Here is a 21,381-nt window from a genome sequence, read left to right as displayed (position 1 = left end):
TGTTCCCCTTCCCGCTCCCGCTTTCGTCTCCCGTTTTTCTCCCGAGTGACCTTTCACGTTCCCTAGGTGGCCAGATCATGCCGAAAAGCCCTGATACATCCCTCCCCGACCCGAGCCGTTGGAGGGCTCTGGTGTTCATCGCCCTGGCCCAGCTGATGGTGGTGCTGGACGCGACGATCGTGAACATCGCCCTCCCCACCGCCCAGCAGGACCTGGGGATCTCCGACGGCAACCGGCAGTGGGTCATCACCGCCTACGCGCTGGCCTTCGGCGGGCTGCTGCTCTTCGGCGGCCGGATCGCCGACCTGTGGGGGCGCAAGCGCACCTTCGTGGTGGGCCTGCTCGGCTTCGCCGCGGCCTCCGCGCTCGGCGGCGCGGCGACGGGCCAGGCGATGATGCTCGGTGCCCGCGCCCTGCAGGGCGTGTTCGGCGCACTGCTGGCGCCCGCCGCGCTGTCGCTGCTGGCCGTCATGTTCACCGACGCCAAGGAGCGGGCCAAGGCCTTCGGCATCTACGGCGCCATCGCGGGCGGCGGCGGAGCCGTCGGCCTGATCCTCGGCGGCGTCCTCACCGAGTACCTCGACTGGCGCTGGACCTTCTTCGTGAACATCCCCTTCGCGATCGCCGCCGCCGCCGGTGCGTACTTCGTGATCCGTGAGCCCGCGGGCGCGCGGAACCGCTCCCCGCTCGACATCCCGGGCGTGGTCCTGTCCACGCTGGGTCTGGTCGCGCTGGTCTACGGCTTCACCCGCGCCGAGTCCGCGGGCTGGTCGGACGGTCTGACGGTGGGCATGTTCGTCGCCTCGGCCGTCCTGCTGCTGGCGTTCGTGGCCACCGAGGCGAAGGTCTCCTCGCCGCTGCTGCCGCTGCGCGTGCTGACCGAGCGCAACCGCGGTGGGGTCTACCTCTCGCTGGGCCTGGCGGTGATCGCCATGTTCGGGCTGTTCCTCTTCCTGACCTTCTACCTCCAGGTCGTGAAGGACTACTCGCCGGTCATGACCGGATTCGCCTTCCTGCCGATGATCGCGGGCATGATCACGGGCTCGACGCAGATCGGTGCCCGGCTGATGACCCGGGTCGCACCCCGCCTGCTGATGGCCCCCGGCTTCACCGTCGCCGCGCTCGGCATGCTGATGCTCACCCAGCTGGACGTGGACAGCTCCTACGCGGGGCTCATCCTCCCCGCGCAGCTGCTCCTCGGCCTGGGCATGGGTACCGCCTTCATGCCGGCGATGTCGTTGGCGACGCACGGGGTCGACCCGGCCGACGCCGGTGTGGCCTCGGCCATGGTCAACACCTCGCAGCAGGTGGGCGGAGCGATCGGCACGGCGCTGCTGAACACGATCGCCGCCTCCGCCACCACCTCCTACATCGCCTCGCACGCCGCCGCCGCGAGCGACGCCCGGCTGCTCCAGCTCCAGGGCATGGTCCACGGATTCTCGTCCGCCATCTGGTGGGCGGTCGGCATCCTGGTCCTCGCGGCTGCGATCGCCGGGACGCTCGTCAACACCGGTCGCCCCGGGGCGGGCCGGACCGTCGCCGGCGGCGGAGCCGGCGACGGCGCCGGGGACGAGGTGCCGGTTCCGGTCGTCGCGCACTGAGCGGGGCGGCCCGAACACCCTCACACCGCCGAGGGCCCGGTCCGGAGGGGCATGCGCTCCTTCGGGTCCGGGCCCTCGGCCGTCCTGCGGCCCTTCCTCGGCCAGCCTCCGCGCCCGCCCCGGCCCGCGTCCGGCCCCGCCCGCCTCCACGTCCGGCGGGGCGACCCGGTGCGGGGGAGGGGCGGCGGAGTCGCGCGGGGCGTCCGGCGTGCGGCGGCGGTGGAGTGGCCGACGGGGGTGAATCCCCGGCCGCGCAGTGGGCAGCCTCAGCAACCAGAGGGCGGCGGGAGCCGTCTTCAGGGGAGAGGGGCGCCCGCGGACGATGTGGTCCGGGGCTCGATGCGGCCCCCGTGACGGCGCCGGAGGTGTGACGGCGGTCTCACCCGGCGTGGCGGCCGGTGCGGTGCCGGGAGCCGCCGATCGGCGCCCGTGAGGGGCTGACCTGCACGTCCGCGGCCCGGTGCGATATCGGGCGCGCCCGATCGGGCGCACAGGGTACTGCATGATCGCGGAAATCCATGTACCGCATGGGAATTCTGTCCTGATTCCAGTCGTTGTTTCCATCGGATGCAGGGCACCCGGGAGGGTGTCGCGACCTACTCAGCAAGGGAGCTCGCATGGCAACCCGTGCCGTCGCCCGTCGGCAGTCCGAGTCCGCAGGGACCGACCGGGCAGGCAGCGCTCGCGCCGTGAGCGGGGAGATCGCCGACCGCGACCTGGTCGGCATGTACCTCGACGAGATCGCGCGCACGCCGCTGCTCGACGCAGCCAAGGAGGTCGAGCTGTCCCAGACCATCGAGGCGGGCGTCTACGCCCGCCAGATCCTCGACGGCGAGGCCGAGACCGCGAGTGAGGCGTCCAGGGAGGAGCTGGAGGCGCTCGCGGAGGCCGGTGAGCGGGCCAAGGACGTCTTCATCCGGTCCAATCTCCGCCTGGTGGTCGCCGTCGCCCGGCGCTACCCGCGCAGCGGGCTGCCGCTGCTCGACCTGATCCAGGAGGGGAACGCGGGCCTGGTGCGCGCCGTGGAGAAGTTCGACTACGCCAAGGGCTTCAAGTTCTCCACCTATGCCACGTGGTGGATCCGCCAGGCGATCACCCGGTCGATAGCGGACCAGTCCCGCACGATCCGCCTCCCCGTCCACCTGGTCGAGGAGCTGGGCCGCATCCGGCGCGTACAGCGCGAGTTCAACCGTGAGCACGGCAGGGAGCCGGAGGCGGCGGAGATGGCCGAGGAGCTGGGGTCCACCCCCGAGCGCGTCACCGACGTCCTCGACTGGGCCCGCGACCCGGTCAGCCTCAACATGTCCGTGGACGACGCGGGCGAGACCCAGTTCGGCGACCTGCTGGAGGACACCTCCGCCGTCTCGCCGGAGCAGTCGGTGCTCACCCTGCTGCGCAGCGAGGAACTCGACGACCTGATCGACAAGCTGGACCACCGCACGGCCTCCATCATCCGGATGCGGTACGGCATCGAGGACGGACGGGAGCGCACGCTCACCGAGGTCGGCAAGGAGCACGGCCTCACCCGCGAGAGGATCCGCCAGATCGAGAAGCACGCCCTGCTGGAACTGAAGAAGATGGCCCGGGACACAGGGTTCGACGCCGCGGCCTGACCTCGCGGCCGGGTGCCGTGCCCACGGCGCCGGGCGGTCCCCGGGGCACCGGCGCCCCGCCTCTCCCGGCCCGTGTCCCCCGAGCGGTCCCGCCTTCCGCGAGCGTCCCCGCCCCCCCCCGAGCGGCCCGTCCGGCGCGGGCAGCGGTCCGCGTCTCCTGCGCCGGCGGGGGGCGCGGTGCGCCGGAAGACGGCCCGGCAGCGGGCGGCGCGGACCGCCTCCCGGCGGACCCGGCGTCAGCCGCCCCCGGAAGCGGCCCGCGACAGGCGCGCGGACATCTCCCTCATGTGCGCGGTCAGCTCCGGTGGGCCGTGGACGGTGAACTCGCAGTCCACCAGGGCGAGCCGCAGGGCCAGCCACTCCACGGTGTCCGTCGAGCGGCAGCGCAGACGGCACCGGTCACCGCCGAGGGCCGTAAGGGGGCCCAGGTGCCCGGGGAGCCGGGACGCCACCCGGGACGCCGGGGCGTCGAAGACGACGTCCAGCTCCCGTTCCCGATGCCTGCGCGACATGGTGTGGTTCAGCAGTTCCACCGCATCGCCCACCGGAGCGTCCCGCGGGGTGAAGCGCGCCCCCGTGGCGAACGGTTCCGTCACCCGGTCCACCCGGAAGGTGCGCCACGCCTCCCGCTGGAGGTCGTAGGCGACCAGGTACCAGCGGTGTCCCGTGGACACCAGGCGATACGGCTCCACCTGCCGGCGCGTCTGCGCCCCGTCCCCCGCCCGGTAGGCGAAGCGCAGCCGCTCGCGATTCGTGACCGCGCCTGCCGTCACCGTCAGGGTGCTGGGGTCGATCCGCGGGCCGTCGCCTCGGGTGAGCGCCAGGGTCGCCTCCTGGAGCACGCTCACCCGGTGCCGCAGCCGGGAGGGCAGCACCTGCTCCAGCTTGGCCAGCGCGCGGACCGCCGCCTCCTCGATTCCCTCGATGGCGTGGCCCGCCCCGGCGCGCAGGCCCACGGCGATGGCCACCGCCTCCTCGTCGTCCAGGAGGAGGGGCGGCATCGCCGCGCCGGCGACCAGCCGGTAGCCGCCCTCGGCGCCCTTGCTCGCCTCCACCGGGTAGCCGAGCGCGCGCAGGCGGTCGATGTCCCGGCGGATGGTGCGCGGGCTGACCGCCAGCCGTTCGGCGAGCTCGCTGCCGGGCCACTCGCGGGGCGTCTGGAGCAGTGAGAGCAGGTGCAGGAGCCGAGCCGGTGTGTCCGCCATGCGCTCCAGGATGCGGCACAACTAGGACATGATCAGACCTACACGGCCAGGAGACTTCCGGCATGAGTTCACAGCAGCCCGCCGTCACGGGGACGGCATCGGACCGCCGGAGATGGATCGCGCTCGCCATCGTCATGACCGCCGCGTTCATGGACCTGGTCGACGCCACCATCGTCAACATCGCCATTCCGAGCATCGAGCGGGACCTGGGGGCCTCGTTCGGCGCGATCCAGTGGATCACCGCCGGATACGCCCTCGCCTTCGCCGCCGGCCTGATCACCGGTGGGCGCCTCGGTGACATCTACGGGCGCAAGCGGCTGTTCCTGATCGGCATCACCGTGTTCACCCTGTCGTCCGCACTCTGCGGGCTCGCCCCGGACTCCGGGACGCTGGTCGCCGCGCGGCTGATACAGGGCGTCTCGGCCGCACTGATGGTGCCGCAGGTGCTCGCCATCGTCCATGTCACCTTCCCGGCGCACGAACGCGGCAAGGTCTTCGGCCTGTTCGGTGCCGTCGTCGGTCTCGGGGCGGTCTCGGGACCGCTGCTGGGCGCCCTGCTGACGCAGTGGGACCTCTTCGGTCTCGGCTGGCGGCCGATCTTCCTGATCAACCTGCCCGTCGGTGTCGCGGGCATCGTTCTGGGACGCCGCTTCATCAGCGAGTCCCGGGCGCCGAAGGCCCTGCGGCTCGACCTCGTCGGCGTCGCCCTCGTGACGCTCGCGCTGCTGATGCTCATCTACCCCCTCACCCGGGGCCGGGAGCTGGACTGGCCGCTCTGGGGGCATCTCTGCATGGCGGGCAGCGTGCCGGTGTTCGCACTGTTCGCCGTCTACGAGCGGTACAAGGCCCGCAGGGACGGCTCCCCGCTGGTCGAGCTGTCGCTGTTCCGGGTGAAGAGCTTCGCCGCCGGTATCGCCGTGCAGCTGACCTTCGGCGTGGCCCTGGGCATCTACTTCCTGGTCTGGACGCTGTACATGCAGTACGGGCTGGGGTGGACACCGTTGCGGGCGGGACTGACCGGGGTGCCGTTCTCCCTCGCGGTGTCGGTGGCGGCGGGTGTCTCGGTCCAGATGCTGGTGCCGCGCTACGGACGGAAGGTGCTCCAGGCGGGAGCCCTGACGATGGCCGTGGGAGTGCTGCTCTACCTCTGGGAGGCCGACCGCTACGGCATGGCCGTCCAGTCCTGGCAGATGGCGCTGCCTCTGGTCGTGATGGGCACCGGCATGGGACTGATCGTCGCCCCGCTGACGGACGCGGTGCTCTCCGAAGTCCCCAGGGAGCATGCCGGGTCGGCGTCCGGTCTGGTCAACACGACCGCCCAGATGGGCAACGCGCTCGGACTCGGCCTGGTCTCGGTGGTCTTCTTCACAAGGGTCGACGAGCGGGCGGCGCCGTCGGGCTTGCGTGCCTCCTACCTGGAGGGCTTCCAGCACTCCCTGTGGTGGGTGGTCGCGGTGCTCGGTGTCATCTTCGTGGTGATGTTCGCGCTCCCGGCCCGGAACGGGCACCGCCCGGAGACAGAGGGCGCGAAGACGACCCCGGGAGCGGGTGCGGGCGCCGGGACGACGGGGGACGGGAGCCCGGCGCGCCCGGACGCGGCGGAGGACACCGCCGAACCGGAACCGACACTCGTCGGCTGACCGCTCCGGCCGCTGCCGACCGTCCCGCGGTGTGGCCCCCCCGCCCCGCCGGGCGGGCCCACCCCCCGGGGTGGCGTCCACCCCCGTGCGCAGGGGCCCCCGGCCGAGGCCGCCTCGGGGGCGGGCCCCCCCCCCCCCCCCCCGCCCCCGCCCCGCCCCGCCCCGCCCCCCCCCCCCCCCCCCCGGGGGGGGGGGCCCCCCCCCGCCCCGCGGGCCCCCCCCCACCGCCAGGGGTGGCGTCCTCCCCGGTGCGCAGGGGCCCACGGCCGAGTCGGCAGCACCGGGACGGTCACGCACGGGTCAGCGGACCCGTGCGCGCAGCTCCATCGCCTGCCGTGCCGCCCCCTCCCGCTCGTAGACCTCGCACATGTGGCGGCCGTCCGGCGTCGCCGTGTGCTCGATCTCCCAGAGGCTGGTCTCCGTGCCGTCCAGCAGCAGGAACGCATGCTCGTAGAGGGTGAACCCCGCGTCTTTGCCGCCCACGCGGTACTGGCGCCCGAAGACCTGGGTGATGTGGTGGGCGAAGGCGGACCGCAGGCGCCGAGCGGTCTGCTCACCGGGCCGGTCACGGTTCTCCGCGCGGCGCAGCACACGCCGGGCGTGATCCGCCGAATCATCGAGGACGTACACCGGAGGGAGAGGCTCCGGCGCTGGTGCCATCAGCGAGGCGAGGAGCTCCAACCCGGTGTCGAGGTCCGGGGAGAGACCGTCGTCGAAGGAGCCCGGCCTGTTCTCGGCGAAGCCCGGGAAGCCCGCCGGAAGCCGGGACGCGGCAAGGCGGGCCTCGGTCTCCTCCTCGTAGAGCTCGCGCTGCTCCGCCCCCTCCGCGCCGGGTGCGCCCGTGGTGTGCACGAGCTCCCAGAGGGTCAGCGGGCTGCCGTCGGCGAGGAGGTAGGTGTGGCGGTACAGCGAGCGGTGGAGCCGCGCCGTGTGGTGCGAGGAGTGCAGCGAACTGTCGTGGGCCAGGGCGGAATCGAGCCGCTCGACCGTCGCATCGGGCAGGTCGAAGGAGTTGAGCGCCCGGCCGAGGAGCCGTGCGATCTGTGTCCCGGTCGTCTCGTGCAGATCGATGGGATCGTTCAAGAGGGTCTCCAGGCCGTCGCCACACGTCACTTGCTGGTTGCTAAACGTAGCGCTTGGGTCGGACAGCGCGGTCAAGGTTCGGGTAAAACGACGGGCGGGTGGTGGTGAGTTCCCGGGCCTGGCCCGCCGAATGCCCCGGGCCCGCTGCCGCACGCCCCGCTCAGCCGCGACCGCCCCCCGTCCGCGGGTCGCGCCGCTCCGCCGTCCGGGGCAGCCGGCGGGCCCCGAGCGCCCGGCACGCCGGACGGGAGCGCGCCGGGCCGTGCGCCGCCCCCGACCGGGGCCGCGGAGGGCGGCCGGGCATCGTCAACCGTCGCGCAGCGACCCGTACAACTCGGTGTACGAGGGGAACCAGCCCCCCGGCCCGTCCACGGTCTCCGCGGCCCGCACCGCGCGGACGATCGCCTCCGTCACGGTGTCCGCCCCCGCGGCGAGGATGCCGTTCAGGGCCAGCGGGTCGGTGCGGTCCAGTGGTCTGTCACCCGTGGCCAGGGCGAACACGGTGTCGCCGTCGTGCAGCAGGTGCACGGGGCGCACCGCCCGGGCGATGCCGTCGTGCGAGGTGCCGGCGAGCTTGTGCGCCTGGGCCCGCGTCAGTTCGGCGTCGGTGGCGACGACGGCCAGGGTGGTGTTCAGGGGCGGGGGGCCTTGCCGCGCCTCCGCCTCGGCCAGCTTTTCCCGGGCCGCCGCGTGCACCGCCGCCGGGGGAATCACGGGACCGTCCAGGACGTAGTCGCCGTACAGCGCGCCCGTCCGCGGGTCGATGACCGAGCCCACCGCGTTGACCACCACCAGCGCGGCCACCGTGACGCCCGAGTCGAGGACCCGTGAGGCGGTGCCGACGCCTCCCTTGAGGGAGCCGGCCACCGCGCCCGTGCCCGCCCCGACCGCACCCTCCGCCACGGGAGCGCACTCGGCGCTGCGCGCAGCGGCCTCCACCGCCTCGCGGCCCGTGGCGGGCGTGGGCCTGGCGCGCCAGTCGCCCCCGCGGCCCAGGTCGAACACGCAGGCAGCCGGCACGACGGGGACGACCTGGGAGGGCTCCGGGCCGACCCGCACGCCGCGCCCGTGCTCCTCCAGCCAGGCCATCACCCCGGCTGCCGACTCCAGGCCGTAGGCACTGCCTCCCGTCAGGACGACCGCCTCCACGCGCTGCACCAGATTGCGCGGGTCCAGAGCATCCGTCTCCCGTGTGCCCGGTCCACCGCCGCGGATGTCCACGGCGGCGACCGCGCCGCCCTCGGGGGCGAGGACCACCGTGGTGCCGCTGAGAGCGCCACGACCGCCGACCCGGGCATGGCCGACCCTCAGCCCGCGCACCGCGGTCAGCCCTCGTGCCGCCTCCTCCCGCTCGCCGCTGTGCGGAGCGGAGACCGGACCCGTACCGTCGTCGACACCCATGACGCCCACGGTAGTTGACGGGCCTGCCACGCCCGGCTCGTCCGGACCCGCGTGCCGCCCGGCGGCTCGGGCGGGGTGGCAGTGGCGGGTGCGGACCCGCGGCCGGAGAGGCGGGGAAGGGCCCGTGGTCCGGTGGGCCCGCGGGGGAGGGCCGGGGAAGGGCCCGCGTTCCCGTGGTGGCGGGGTGTCGTGGCGGTGGGCCGGACGCCGCTGCCGCTCCGAGCCGCGCCCCGAGGGGTACGCCCGCTCCAAGGCGCCCGCCACGGCCGGTCCCGCCCGTACAACGCCAGGCGCCGACGGTGCCTCGCGCTGTAGGGGCATGATCGCGGGCGCGGAGCCGGGAGCAGGGCTGCGCGTCGGGCGGGCTCCGCCCACGGCTCCCGCGGTGTGGCCGATCCGACCGTGTACCGGCCGGTCCCGCGTGCCCGATCCGCCGTACCCTGGAGAGATGAGCACCGCCCCCGCCCCCGGATCGCGAGTTGCGAAGCAGCCGGGTCCCCAGAATCCCGCGCTTGTCTTCGACGATCCGCTCGACCAGCAGTCCGCGGACGATACGGACCGAGGGTGGGGTGAGCGGCCTCCTCCCGGGGGTGGCAGCGCCGCCGAGCTGGCGCGCTTCCTGGACGAGAAGCCACCGCACCACATCTGAGGCGTCCCCGCCCGGCCTCCGGGACCGGACAGGGGCCTCGCGCCCCGGGCGGGTGTCAGCCCCGGTTCTCGCCGGTGCCGGGCCCGGACGGCCCGTCGGCGCCGCCGGAGCGCTGCGCGACCAGCGCGTCCCTGATCTCCTTGAGCACCTCCAGCTCCGAGACCTCGATGACCTCCTGCGTACCTGCCTTCGCCTTGCGCTGCGCCTCGCGGCGGGCCAGGTACTTGGCCATCGGCAGGACCATCAGGAAGTAGACGACCGCTGCGGTGATCAGGAACTGGAGCGTGGCGCCGATGACCGAGCCCCAGGCGATCTCGATGCCGTCCACCTCGCCGTCGACGACCTCGCAGGTCCCCTTGATGCACGAGGTGTAGGAGTCGAGGTCCTGGGTGCCGAACGCTCCGACGAGCGGATTGATCACGCCCTTCACCACGGCGTTCACGATGTTGGTGAAGGCCGCACCGATCACGACGGCGACGGCGAGGTCGATCACGTTGCCGCGCATCAGGAAGGCCTTGAAGCCTGCGAGCAGACTCGGCTTGCTCTCGCTCACGAATGAGCCTCATTTCACAAGTGCGTTGGAGGGGGACCGGGGGGAAACCTACGGCAGCCCCGGCCCTCCCTGTCCAATCAGCCCATGCGATCGTGTGACCTGACGATACGTCAGTGCGAGGATTCCGCCTGCACGCTGTCAGCACACCGCCACCACCAGTGGTGCGGAGGCCCCGGCGCCTGCGAGGGCCTGCGCGACCTTCCTGGACACCGACAGGACCACCAGCGCGCCCTCGCCGGAGGAGCCCTCGCCCGCGAGTGCGGGCACCCGGTCCACCCGCACGCACGAGGCGACGACCTCGGCCCTCGCGTCCGGACCGCCGGAGGAGCCGGGGGCGGCGATCACATCGACGAGATCGCCGGGGCGCAGCAGCCGTACCGCCGCCGCGTCGGCGATCCTGACCGGTGCGGAGACGAGTTCCCCGCCGGGCTGCCGCCCCTCGGCGGGTGCCGCGGCCAGTGCCGCCGCGGCGGGGACGTCCCGGGCGAGCCGCCCACCCGGATCGTCCGCCCGCCCCACCGCGGAGGCCGCCAGCGCCGCGGCAGTGACGGCGAGGCCGGCCGCGGCGGCCCTGCGCTGCCTGCCCACCGCCCTGCGCAGCCGTCGTGCACCTGCCCGGACGCGTACGGGTGGGAACGGCGGTACGCCGCCGGGGCGGGGCACGGTCGTGGCGTGCGGTCCGCAGCCGGCAGGCGGGGCTGCCTCCGCCCGCTCCGCGGCCGCGGGCCGGCAGGGGGCACCGCCCGGACCCCGCCGGGCCGCAGCGGTGGCCCTCCTCGGGTCCGGGGGCCCGGACGGATCCGGCTCCTCTGCCGCCCGGCCCCCGGGGCGGGCGGCCAGCCCGGGCGGGGAGGGCGGCGGAGCCGGCACGGGCCGTGCACGGCCGGAGGCCGCGAGGGCTCCTGAGGTGCCGCCCGCGTCGCGGGGAACGGGGTCGGAGGCGTCGTGCGGAGGAACGGAGCTGTGCCGAGGGTGGACGGGGAACGCCATGGCGGACCGCCTTCGTGAACGCCGGACCGGGCCCGCTGCCCGTGTCCTGGTGCACCCACGATCGCGTCCTCCGCCCGGATCCGCCGGGGCCTGTGGACAGGCCTCGGACTGTGGACAACCCGGTCACCGCCACGGGTGACTACGGCAGGGCGAAGCCGGGGTCCATACCCGCCAGGGCGTCGCGGCAGAGGCAGTCGCGCTCCTCGTTCGCCGGGAGTTCGCCCACGGCGTCGAACAGCACGTCGCGCAGCCGGTCCACGTTCGAGGCGAACACCTTGAGGACCTCCTCGTGGGAGACCCCCTCGCCTGCCTCGGCACCCGCGTCCAGGTCCGTGACCAGGGTCAGGGACGTGTAGCAGAGCTCCAGTTCACGGGCGAGCATCGCCTCGGGGTGCCCGGTCATGCCGACCACCGACCAGCCCATCGCCGCGTGCCAGCGGGACTCCGCACGGGTGGAGAAGCGGGGGCCCTCCACCACGACGAGGGTTCCGCCGTCCACGGGTTCCCACAGCCGTCCCCGGGCCGCCGCCAGCGCGGCCTTGCGGCCCCTCGGGCAGTAGGGATCGGCGGGCGAGACGTGGACGACGTTCGGCAGTTCCCCCGACGGCAGGGGCAGTCCGTCGAAGTAGGTCTGCGCGCGCGACTTCGTGCGGTCGACGAACTGGTCGGGCACCAGCAGCGTGCCCGGCCCGTACTCCGGGCGCAGGCCGCCCACCGCACACGGCCCCAGCACCTGCCGCACTCCCACGGAGCGCAGTGCCCACAGGTTGGCGCGGTAGTTGATGCGGTGGGGCGGCAGATGGTGGCCGCGCCCGTGGCGCGGCAGGAACGCCACCTTCCGGCCGCCGATCTCGCCGAGGAAGAGGGAGTCGCTCGGAGGCCCGTAGGGGGTGTCGACCCGGACCTCGGTGACGTCGTCCAGGAAGGAGTAGAAGCCCGAGCCGCCGATCACCCCGATCTCCGCGCCGGGGGAGCGGTGGCCGGTGTCTGCGTTCGCGTTGGTCGCCATGGCACGAAACAGTATCCGGCGGTCCGGAAACGGCGGACCCCGCCGTGGCCGGGGCCGCGACGGGGGTGTGGAGAGTGCCGATGGCGCGGTGCGCCGCTGCCGGCCGCAGTACGCGGACTGCGGTGAAGCCCGCAGCTCGGCCCCGGCCCTCGGTGTGTCCGGCGCCTGGTGGGCGGTGCGGTCGGTCAGGCGGCGGAGCCGGCGGAACTCGCGCTCCCGGAGGCCGAGGAGGCGGAGGCGGCGGGAGCCGGTGTGGACGCCTTGGCCTCCGGCGTCTTGCTCTCGGCGGGCTTCGACGCCGCGGGAGAGCTGCTCGACGAGGCGCCACGGCTGTCGTTGCGGTAGAAGCCGGAGCCCTTGAAGACGATGCCGACCGCGGAGAACACCTTCTTGAGACGTCCGTCGCAGCTCGGGCACACGGTCAGGGCGTCGTCGGTGAACTTCTGCACCGCCTCGAGGCCCTCGCCGCATTCGGTGCACTGGTACTGGTAGGTCGGCACTGTCTTCCTCCTGGCACTCTCACTCGATGAGTGCTAACGACGGTCCATAGTGACGTATTCCGCGGAATCAGTCCACCGTCACCGCGGCTCGGTGACCGATGCCACGTGCCGCGACCCGTCCGCCGGCCGGGGGCGAGAGCCGGGAGCGCAGCGCCATCAGGGTCACCAGCGCGAGCGCGGTCCCGGCGAGCGGCACGACGAACCCGGCGCTCGATCCGTAGCCGTCGGCGAGCCGTCCGGCCGCCGTCACACCGGCGGCCTGGCCGAGGGCCACGGCCCCCGTCAGCCAGGTGAAGGCCTCGGTGCGCGCCGTCGCCGGGACCAGCGAGTCCACCAGGGTGTAGCCCGTGATCAGCGTCGGTGCGATGCACAGGCCGACCACCAGGCCGAGCGCCCCGAGCAGCGCCGCGGACTGGGCCGTCCACAGCAGCGAGGCGGCCGCCGTCAGCAGGGCGTAGCCGACGAGCAGGCGCCGCCGCGGCCCGACCTTCCACGCGATGGTGCCGATGGCGACGCCCGCCAGCATGTTCCCGGCGGCGAACAGGCCGTAGAGGAGGCCGTTCACACCCGGCTGCCCGATCTCCTCGCTGAAGGCGGTCAGGGACACCTGCATGCCGCCGAAGACGGAGCCGATGCCCAGGAACGCGACGGCGAGCACACGTACACCCGGCACCGACAGGGCGGAGGTCCGCCCGCGCCCCGTCCCGGCGGGGCGGCCGTGGGCGGGCTGGGTGCCGCGTCGGGCGGCGAACAGCAGACCGCCCACGAGGGTCAGGCCGGCCTCGGCGACGAGCCCGGCGGCCGGGTGGACGCCCGTGCACAGGGCGGTCGCCAGGACCGGCCCGACGACGAAGGTGAACTCGTCCGTCACGGACTCGAAGGCCGCGGCGGTCTGGAGCAGCGGGGAGCCCTGGAGGCGGGCGGCCCAGCGGGCACGCACCATCGGGCCCACCTGGGGAACCGACGCGCCGGTGGGGACGGCGGCCGCGAACAGGGCCCACAGGGGTGCGCCCGACAGGGCGAGCACCACCAGGGCGGATCCGGCGAGGGCGTGGACGATCACACCGGGCACGAGGACGGCCCGCTGGCCGAAGCGGTCCGCCAGCTTCCCGCTCTGGGGGGCGAACAGGGCCATCGAGACACCGGTGACCGCGGCGACGGCGCCGGCCTGGCCGTAGGAGCCGGTGGTGTCCTGGACCAGCAGCACGATGCCGATGGTCAGCATCGCGAAGGGCAGCCTGGCGGCGAACCCGGGGAGGAGGAACGTCCAGGCTCCGGGGGTGCGGAGGAGTTGCCCGTAGCCGGAGCGCTTGTCGGCGACCGTGGACGCCACGGCCCTAGCCTTTCTGCCGCCTGGTAGCGCTCACCGGGGTGCCGGGAGGTGCCGAGAGCTGTCCTCTTGCGCGGAACTGCGGTAGATACCGGGGCCCGCTGCGAGGGGACTCCGCGGCCGCCATACGGTCGCGCCAGCTCTGCGTCAGGCAGAGTTGGTCGATCAGTGTGCCTTCAGGGTACAGGGTTCTCGCCGTACCCACCTGGGAAACGGTGGAGATCAACCCTCCCGACCCTGTGATTTCCGCGGCATCGGCTCCCGGTTCGTGACTCTCGGTCGCCTCGTGCGGACCCCGGGTCGCGCGAGGCGGGCGACCCGGGCGGATGCGACCCCACAGGGCGGTACACCTAGCGCCCGGCGGTTCCCAGCCAGTAGGCGAGCTTCCCGCCCTGCGAGACCGCCCGCAGCCGCCGCTCGGCCTCGTCCCGCACCGGGTCGGTCGCCACGACCAGCAGTTCGTCGCCCTGCCGCAGCGCCGTCGTGGGGAGGGGGACGAAGCTCGCCCCGTCGCGTACGACGAGGGTGACCGCGGACCCCGGCGGCAGCCGCAGCTCCCCCACCTCGACGCCGTGCATCCTCGACTTCTCGGGGACCGACACCGAGAGCAGGTGCCCCCGCAGCCGCTCCAGCGGCGCCGACTCGACGCCGAGGTCCGCGGCCTCGGCCGGGTCGCCGAGGTGGAGGGCCCTCGCCAGCCAGGGCAGTGTCGGACCCTGGATCAGGGTGTAGACGACGACCAGCACGAAGACGATGTTGAAGATCCGGTGGCTGTCCGGGACGCCGGAGACCATGGGGATGGTGGCCAGGATGATGGGGACCGCGCCGCGGAGGCCGGCCCAGGACATCAGGGCCTGCTCCTGCCACGGCATCCGGAACGGCAGCAGGCTGACCAGCACGCTCAGCGGCCGCGCCACCACGGTGAGCACCAGGCCCACCACGACGGCCGGCCAGAAGTCGTCCACCAGCTCGTGCGGGGTGACGAGGAGCCCGAGCAGGACGAACATCCCGATCTGGGCGATCCAGCCGAGGCCCTCGGCGAAGCCGCGGTTGGCCGGGGCGTGGGGGAGCCGGGAGTTCCCCAGGACCACCGACGCCAGGTAGACCGCCAGGAAGCCACTGCCGTGGACCATGGCGCCGGCGGCGTAGGCGACCACGGCGATGGCCATCACGGCGATCGGGTACAGGCCGGAGGCGGGGAGTGCGACGCGGCGGAGCGCGTAGGCCCCCAGCCATCCGGTGGCGAGGCCGACCGCGGCACCGATCGCGAGTTCCAGGGCGATGTCCGCGAGGAGCAGGTACCAGGCGTCGACGGGGCCCGAGGTGGAGAACGCGACGACGAGGATGACGACGGGGGCGTCGTTGAAGCCCGACTCCGCCTCCAGGACGCCGGTCACCCGGGACGGCAGCGGCACCTTCCGCAGGACGGAGAAGACGGCCGCCGCGTCGGTCGAGGAGACCACCGCGCCGATGATCAGGGCCTGCTTCCACTCCAGGCCGACGAGGAGGTGGGCGGCTGTGGCCGTGACCGCCACGCTCACCGCGATGCCGACGGTCGCCAGGGCGGCCGCCGCGGGCAGTGCGGGCCTGATCTCCTTCCACTTCGTGCCCAGGCCGCCTTCGGCCAGGATCACCACCAGCGCGGCATAGCCGATCACCTGCGTCAGCTCGGCATCGTCGAACTGCAGGTCGAACAGGCCGTCCTGGCCCATGGCGACCCCGATCCCGAGGTACAGCAGCAGGCTGGGGAGCCCGCTTCGCGAGGAGATCCGCACCGCCACGACGGCGACGAGCAGGACGAGCGAGCAGACGAGCAGGAGCTCGTTGAGCTGGTGGACAGTCAGCGGCCGATCCTTCCCCTCGCGCCCGGTGCAGGGGGCGGTGGTACCGCCGGGCGCACTTCGTTACCTTACCTAATCTTTAACGCTTTCTTGACAGTAAGACGATCCGATCATCAGGGGACGAACGGTGCCGTGTGGATACCGCGTCCGGGCCGGTCGGGTGCTGCGCCTAGAGTTGCCTCAGCACTTCCAGGACCACCCTGCCCCTCGAAGGACAGCGATGCCCGCCAACACAACAGCCTCTTCCCCCAAGAAGAAGAAGGGGCGACGTGCCCGACTGCTCGTGCTCGTCCTGGTGCTGGCGCTCGTCGCGGGTGTCGGGTACGGCGCCTACTGGAGCGTCGGCACGGTCCGCGCCTCCTTCCCCCAGACCACCGGATCGCTGGAGGTCGAGGGCCTCGACGGCACGGTGGAGGTGAAGAGAGACGCCTACGGCATCCCGCAGATCTACGCCGACAGCGACGAGGACCTGTTCCGTGCCCAGGGGTTCGTCCAGGCCCAGGACCGCTTCTGGGAGATGGACGTCCGGCGCCATCTGACCGCGGGCCGGCTGTCCGAGATGTTCGGTTCGGCGCAGATCGAGACCGATGCCTTCCTGCGAACCCTGGGCTGGCGCGACGTCGCCCAGGAGGAGTACGACACCCGGCTCTCGCCCGAGACCAAGAAGTACCTCCAGGCCTACGCCGACGGCGTCAACGCCTATATCGAGGGCCGCTCCGCCGACGAGCTGTCCGTGGAGTACGCGGCGCTGTCCTTCGCCAACGACTACGCGCCGGAGCCGTGGACACCGGTGGACTCGGTCGCCTGGCTGAAGGCGATGGCCTGGGACCTGCGCGGCAACATGCAGGACGAGATCGACCGTTCGCTGCTGACGAGCCGCCTCGGCGCGGACCAGATCCGCGACCTGTACCCGGACTACCCGTACGACCGGAACAAGCCGATCGTCCAGGAGGGCGGGATCGACCCGGCAACCGGCGCCTACGACCCGGAGGCCGAGCCCTCGGCCGAGGGTGCGGGAAGCGGCGGCGGTTCGGGTGAGGGCGAGGGTGCGGGAGGCGGCGGCGGTTCGGGTGAGGCCGACGGCGCTCCGGGTACCGGCACCCCCGCGGGAGCGGCGGCGGGCTTCACCACCCAGCTCGGGGCCCTGGCGGACACCCTCGACGACATCCCGGCGCTCCTCGGCCCCAACGGCAGCGGCATCGGATCCAACTCCTGGGTCGTGAGCGGCAAGTACACGACCACCGGCAAGCCCCTGCTGGCCAACGACCCGCACCTCGCGCCGCAGCTTCCGTCGCTCTGGTACCAGATGGGCCTCCACTGCCGGGAGCTCTCCGCGGAGTGCACCTTCGACGTGGCCGGCTACAGCTTCTCCGGCATGCCCGGTGTCGTCATCGGCCACAACCAGGACATCGCCTGGGGCTTCACCAACCTCGGAGCGGACGTCACCGACCTCTACCTGGAGAAGCTCGACGGAGACAGCTACCTGGTGGGCGGCAAGGAGAAGGCGCTGACCGTCCGTGAGGAGGTCATCAAGGTCGCCGGAGGGGCGGACAAGACCATCACCGTCCGGTCCACCGAGCACGGCCCGCTCGTCTCCGACCGCAGCAAGGAGCTGGCCAGGGTGGGCGACCGTGCGCCCGTCTCCAACGCGGCCCCCGACCGGGGCTCCGGCTACGCGGTCGCCCTGCAGTGGACCGCGCTCCAGCCGGGCAAGAGCATGGACGCCGTCTTCACGCTGAACCGGGCCAAGGACTTCGCCGGCTTCCGCGCGGCAGCCAAGGACTTCGAGGTCCCGTCCCAGAACATGATCTACGCGGACACCAAGGGCCACATCGGCTACCAGGCGCCCGGGCGGATCCCGATCCGCGCCGAGGGCGACGGCCGCACCCCCGCTCCGGGCTGGGACCCGCGGTACAAGTGGGACGGCTACATCGACTTCGACGAACTCCCCTACGAGTACGACCCGGCCCGCGGCTACATCGTCACGGCCAACCAGTCCGTGATCGACGCCGAGGCGTACCCGTACCTCATCACCGAGGACTACGGCTACGGTGCCCGGAGCCAGCGCATCAACGATCTGATCGAGTCCAAGATCCGGGGCGGGGGCAAGATCTCCACCGAGGACATGCGCACCATGCAGATGGACAACAGCAGCGAGATAGCCAAGCTGCTGACTCCCTACCTGCTCAAGATCGACGTGTCCGACACCTACGTCCGAGAGGCGCAGAAGCTGCTGGAGGGCTGGGACTACACCCAGGAACCCGACTCGGCGGCTGCGGCCTACTTCAACGGCGTGTGGCGCAACGTCCTCAAGCTGGCCTTCGGCAACAAGCTCCCCAAGGAGCTGCGGATCGAGGGCGAGTGCCTGAGCGTGCTGCCCGCGGACAGCAGCGCACCGGACGACGACCTCGTCGAGCGGGTGCGCGAATGCGGCCAGCGGGACGCCGACTCCGCACAGCCCGACGGGGGCGACCGGTGGTACGAGGTGGTCCGCCGACTGCTCAAGGACGAGGACAACGCCTGGTGGCGCAGCCCCGGTACGCGGACGGACGAGCCGACCGACACCCGGGACGAACTGCTCGCCCGTGCGATGGAGGACGCGCGCTGGGAGCTCACGGCCGAAATGGGCAAGGACGCCTCGACCTGGAGCTGGGGCCGCCTCCACCAGCTGACCCTGCGCAACCAGACCCTCGGCACCCAGGGCCCCGGATTCCTCCAGTCCATGCTGAACCGCGGCCCGTGGAACCTCGGCGGCGGCGAGGCTGCCGTCAACGCCACGGGCTGGAACGCGGCGGGCGGCTACGACGTGGTCTGGGTGCCGTCCATGCGGATGGTGCTCAACGTCGGCGACTGGGACAAGTCCCGGTGGATCAACCTCACCGGGGCCTCGGGTCACGCCTACCACAGCCACTACACCGACCAGACCGACAAGTGGGCCAAGGGTGAGCTGCTGGACTGGGCCTACACCGGGGAAGCGGTGGACACCGCCGCGGTCGACATCCTCACCCTGCGTCCGCCGGGCGGCGCGGCCGGGTGAAGCGCCGCACGCCGGCAGGGGTGACCACCGCATGGACGGGGCGGTCGTGGGGTTCCACCGGGACCTGCTCGACCACCTCGTCCGTGTAGAGGAGCACGACGAGTGCCGGGTCCGCCCCGGCCGCGGAGAGCCGGGCCAGCACCCGGTCGTAGGAGCCGCCCCCGCGTCCCAGCCGCATGCCCCGGCCGTCCACCGCCAGCCCCGGGAGCAGTACCGTCCCGGCCTCCAGCACGGCGTCCGGACCGAGCCGGGTGCCCTCGGGCTCCAGCAGCCCCCGCCCGGCGGAGGCCAGGTGCTCCGCTCCCCGGTAGCGCCCCCAGTCCAGGTCGTTGTCCGGCAGCAGCACCGGCAGCAGCACCCGCGTACCCCGTGCGCGGAGCACGTCGAGCAGTGCCCGGGTGCCGGGCTCGCTGCCCACCGAGACATAGGCGGCCACGGTGTCCGCCTCCGCCACCTCCGGCAGGAGCAGGGCCTGCCGGGCGAGGACGGCCGCGGCGCTCCGGGCCTCCTCCGGCGGCAGCAGGCGCCGGGCGGCGAGCAGTTCGCGGCGCAGAGCGCCCTTCTCGGACATGTCGTTCCTCATTCGCCGACGGTGAACCTCTCGTATGCACTGTTATAAGGAGGAAGTTAACCGGAGCATCATCTTCCCCCCATACTCAGTCGCTAAGGTGCTCCGCATGACTCAGTCGCACCCCAGGATCAGCAAGGCTGTCATCCCCGCCGCCGGTCTCGGCACCCGGTTCCTTCCGGCCACCAAGGCCACCCCGAAGGAGATGCTGCCTGTGGTCGACAAGCCCGCCATCCAATACGTGGTGGAGGAGGCCGTCTCCGCGGGGCTCTCCGACGTCCTGATGATCACCGGGCGCAACAAGCGCCCCCTGGAGGACCACTTCGACCGCAACTACGAGCTGGAGGAGGCCCTGTCGCGCAAGGGCGACGCCGGCCGGCTCGCCCGGGTCCAGGAGTCCAGTGACCTGGCCACCATGCACTACGTCCGCCAGGGCGACCCGCGCGGCCTCGGGCACGCCGTGCTGTGCGCCGCCCCGCACGTCGGCGACCAGCCCTTCGCCGTCCTCCTCGGTGACGACCTGATCGACCCCCGTGACCCGCTGCTGGCCCGTATGGTCGAGGTCCAGCAGCGGGAGGGCGGCAGCGTGATCGCCCTGATGGAGGTCGACCCGGCGCAGATCCACCAGTACGGCTGCGCCGCGGTGAAGCCCACCGGGGACAGCGACGTCGTCCAGGTGACCGACCTCGTGGAGAAGCCCGAGGCCGGGGAGGCGCCCAGCAATCTGGCCATCATCGGCCGCTACGTCCTCGACCCGGCGATCTTCGGGATACTGAGGGAGACCGAGCCCGGGCGCGGAGGCGAGATCCAGCTGACCGACGCCATCCAGAAGCTCGCCGACGCCCACCTCGCGGGCGGCTCCCCGGTGGGGCCGGTCCACGGCGTGGTCTTCAAGGGCCGCCGGTACGACACCGGCGACCGGGGCGACTACCTGCGTGCCATTGTCAGACTCGCGTGCGAGCGTGAGGATCTTGGCCCGGAGTTCCGCGCCTGGCTCCGCCGATTCGTGACCGAGGAGATGTAGACACCGTGAGCAGCACGATCTGGTCGGTCGACGACCACCTGGAGGACATCCTCGCCTCTGTCCGGCCGCTGGACCCGATCGAGCTGCAGCTTCCCGATGCCCAGGGCTGCGTCCTGGTCGACGACGTCACCGTCCCCGTCGCCCTGCCGCCCTTCGACAACAGCTCCATGGACGGCTACGCCGTCCGCGTCGCCGACCTCGCGGAGGCGGGCGAGGACACCCCGGTGGTCCTGGCCGTGATCGGCGACATCGCGGCCGGGAGCGAGAGCCTGCCGACGGTCGGGCCGGGCCAGGCCGCCCGGATCATGACCGGGGCGCCGCTTCCGCCCGGGGCGCAGGCGGTCGTCCCCGTCGAGTGGACCGACGGAGGCACCGGCGGCGGGGCCGCGGCGTCGATGCTCCCCGCCGGGCAGGCCCCCGAGGGGGCAGCGGGCGAGGTCCGGGTGTACCGGCCGGTCGAGGAGCACGCCCATGTGCGCGCCCGCGGCAGCGACGTGCAGGCGGGCGACCTCGCGCTCGCGGCCGGTACCGTCCTCGGCCCGCCCCAGATCGGGCTGCTCGCGGCGATCGGCCGGGGCACCGTCCGGGTGCGCCCCCGCCCCCGGGTCGTCGTCCTCTCCACCGGCAGCGAACTGGCCCAGCCCGGTGAGGAGCTGACCACCGGACGGATCTACGACTCCAACAGCTTCGCGCTCGCCGCCGCCGCCCGGGACGCGGGTGCCATCGCCTACCGGGTGGGGGCGGTCACCGACGATCCGGAGCTGCTCCGCGCCGCCATCGAGGACCAACTGCTCCGCGCCGACCTCCTGGTCACCACGGGAGGCGTCAGTGTGGGCGCCTACGACGTGGTGAAGGAGGCGCTCGCCCCCGCCGGGGACGACGAGGACGTGCCCGGCGGCGGTGTCGACTTCCGCAGGCTCGCCATGCAGCCGGGCAAGCCCCAGGGCTTCGGCTCCATCGGTCCGGAGCGCACGCCGCTGCTCGCCCTGCCGGGCAACCCGGTCTCCAGCTATGTCTCGTTCGAGTTGTTCGTCCGGCCCGCGATCCGCACGCTGATGGGGCTGGACGACGTGCACCGCCCGACGGTCCGCGCGCTGCTGGACGCGGAGGCGCCGCTCGGCTCGCCGGACGGCAAGCGCCAGTTCCTGCGCGGTCGCTACGACGCCGAGGCGGGGCGCGTCGCCCCGGTCGGCGGTGCCGGATCCCACCTCGTGGCCGCGCTCGCGCACGCCGACTGCCTGATCGTGGTCCCCGAGAAGACGACGTCCCTGGAGCCCGGAGCCGCGGTCGACGTGGTCCTCCTGGGGTGAGGGGCCCCCGGTGGCGGTAGCGTGTCT

At 73.0% G+C, this 21,381-nt stretch carries 17 protein-coding genes; 7 read left to right on the top strand and 10 right to left on the bottom strand.

Translation table 11 applies throughout. From position 1 onward, the window contains the following. The first annotated feature begins 77 nt into the window (after positions 1–77). Together ACGF15_RS19850 and ACGF15_RS19845 are read left to right on the top strand one after the other, a co-directional pair. On the top strand, positions 78–1,601 hold the full coding sequence (locus ACGF15_RS19850; RefSeq protein ID WP_392800534.1) for an MFS transporter: 1,524 nt from the start codon (positions 78–80) through the stop codon (positions 1,599–1,601). A gap of 617 nt (positions 1,602–2,218) precedes the next feature. Then, entirely contained in the window at positions 2,219–3,214 is a 996-nt protein-coding gene (locus ACGF15_RS19845; protein WP_345615985.1) for a sigma-70 family RNA polymerase sigma factor, read from the top strand. Positions 3,215–3,450: 236 nt separating this feature from the next. Here the strand turns inward: ACGF15_RS19845 and ACGF15_RS19840 are convergent, their stop codons facing one another. Then, positions 3,451–4,419 (bottom strand): helix-turn-helix transcriptional regulator, encoded by a 969-nt coding sequence (locus tag ACGF15_RS19840; protein WP_392800531.1) that lies wholly within the window; start codon positions 4,417–4,419, stop codon positions 3,451–3,453. A gap of 62 nt (positions 4,420–4,481) precedes the next feature. Between ACGF15_RS19840 and ACGF15_RS19835 the strand changes: the two genes are divergently transcribed. Further along, positions 4,482–6,059: an MFS transporter gene (locus ACGF15_RS19835; protein WP_392800528.1), complete on the top strand. Its 1,578-nt coding sequence runs from the start codon at positions 4,482–4,484 to the stop codon at positions 6,057–6,059. Between the two features lie 300 nt (positions 6,060–6,359). On the opposite strand, the gene ACGF15_RS19830 is transcribed toward ACGF15_RS19835, so the two are convergent. Both ACGF15_RS19830 and ACGF15_RS19825 read right to left on the bottom strand, forming a co-directional pair. After that, positions 6,360–7,142, bottom strand: coding sequence for a DUF6227 family protein (locus ACGF15_RS19830; RefSeq protein ID WP_345615982.1), 783 nt, complete (start codon positions 7,140–7,142; stop codon positions 6,360–6,362). A 306-nt stretch (positions 7,143–7,448) separates the two neighbouring features. Then, complete coding sequence (locus tag ACGF15_RS19825) at positions 7,449–8,543, bottom strand: P1 family peptidase (protein WP_392800525.1); 1,095 nt, start codon at positions 8,541–8,543, stop codon at positions 7,449–7,451. A gap of 448 nt (positions 8,544–8,991) precedes the next feature. Here ACGF15_RS19825 and ACGF15_RS19820 point away from each other — a divergent pair, with 448 nt between their 5' ends. After that, complete coding sequence (locus ACGF15_RS19820) at positions 8,992–9,192, top strand: hypothetical protein (protein ID WP_392800522.1); 201 nt, start codon at positions 8,992–8,994, stop codon at positions 9,190–9,192. A 55-nt stretch (positions 9,193–9,247) separates the two neighbouring features. Here the strand turns inward: ACGF15_RS19820 and mscL are convergent, their stop codons facing one another. The 6 genes from mscL to ACGF15_RS19790 all read right to left on the bottom strand — a co-directional run bounded on the left by mscL (position 9,248) and on the right by ACGF15_RS19790 (position 15,418). Continuing rightward, a complete protein-coding gene (gene mscL / locus ACGF15_RS19815; protein ID WP_345615979.1) occupies positions 9,248–9,745 on the bottom strand; it encodes a large conductance mechanosensitive channel protein MscL in 498 nt (165 codons plus the stop codon). A gap of 138 nt (positions 9,746–9,883) precedes the next feature. Then, complete coding sequence (locus tag ACGF15_RS19810; protein ID WP_362615363.1) at positions 9,884–10,333, bottom strand: hypothetical protein; 450 nt, start codon at positions 10,331–10,333, stop codon at positions 9,884–9,886. A gap of 541 nt (positions 10,334–10,874) precedes the next feature. Continuing rightward, on the bottom strand, positions 10,875–11,744 hold the full coding sequence (locus tag ACGF15_RS19805) for an S-methyl-5'-thioadenosine phosphorylase (RefSeq protein ID WP_392800518.1): 870 nt from the start codon (positions 11,742–11,744) through the stop codon (positions 10,875–10,877). 185 nt (positions 11,745–11,929) lie between these two features. Beyond that, the gene (locus ACGF15_RS19800) at positions 11,930–12,244 is read right to left on the bottom strand and encodes an FmdB family zinc ribbon protein (RefSeq protein ID WP_392800515.1); all 315 of its coding nucleotides are present in this window, start codon (positions 12,242–12,244) and stop codon (positions 11,930–11,932) included. Positions 12,245–12,311: 67 nt separating this feature from the next. After that, positions 12,312–13,577 (bottom strand): MFS transporter, encoded by a 1,266-nt coding sequence (locus tag ACGF15_RS19795; RefSeq protein ID WP_345615975.1) that lies wholly within the window; start codon positions 13,575–13,577, stop codon positions 12,312–12,314. 347 nt (positions 13,578–13,924) lie between these two features. Beyond that, the gene (locus ACGF15_RS19790; RefSeq protein ID WP_345616011.1) at positions 13,925–15,418 is read right to left on the bottom strand and encodes a potassium/proton antiporter; all 1,494 of its coding nucleotides are present in this window, start codon (positions 15,416–15,418) and stop codon (positions 13,925–13,927) included. Between the two features lie 217 nt (positions 15,419–15,635). Here ACGF15_RS19790 and ACGF15_RS19785 point away from each other — a divergent pair, with 217 nt between their 5' ends. Then, a complete protein-coding gene (locus tag ACGF15_RS19785; protein ID WP_392800512.1) occupies positions 15,636–18,452 on the top strand; it encodes a penicillin acylase family protein in 2,817 nt (938 codons plus the stop codon). Here the strand turns inward: ACGF15_RS19785 and ACGF15_RS19780 are convergent. After that, positions 18,418–19,035: a 5-formyltetrahydrofolate cyclo-ligase gene (locus ACGF15_RS19780; protein ID WP_392800509.1), complete on the bottom strand. Its 618-nt coding sequence runs from the start codon at positions 19,033–19,035 to the stop codon at positions 18,418–18,420. The genes ACGF15_RS19785 and ACGF15_RS19780 overlap by 35 nt on opposite strands. A gap of 94 nt (positions 19,036–19,129) precedes the next feature. Here ACGF15_RS19780 and galU point away from each other — a divergent pair, with 94 nt between their 5' ends. Together galU and glp are read left to right on the top strand one after the other, a co-directional pair. Beyond that, on the top strand, positions 19,130–20,044 hold the full coding sequence (gene galU / locus ACGF15_RS19775; RefSeq protein WP_345615972.1) for a UTP--glucose-1-phosphate uridylyltransferase GalU: 915 nt from the start codon (positions 19,130–19,132) through the stop codon (positions 20,042–20,044). A 5-nt stretch (positions 20,045–20,049) separates the two neighbouring features. Next, positions 20,050–21,354 (top strand): gephyrin-like molybdotransferase Glp, encoded by a 1,305-nt coding sequence (gene glp, locus ACGF15_RS19770; protein WP_345615971.1) that lies wholly within the window; start codon positions 20,050–20,052, stop codon positions 21,352–21,354. The last annotated feature ends 27 nt before the right edge of the window (positions 21,355–21,381 follow it).

The sequence above is a fragment of the Streptomyces sp. NPDC048001 genome (genome assembly GCF_043203115.1).
GTDB lineage: Bacteria > Actinomycetota > Actinomycetes > Streptomycetales > Streptomycetaceae > Streptomyces > Streptomyces sanyensis.
The sequence above is the reverse complement of the archived record's forward strand: the minus strand, read 5'-3'. Positions and strand labels throughout refer to the sequence as shown.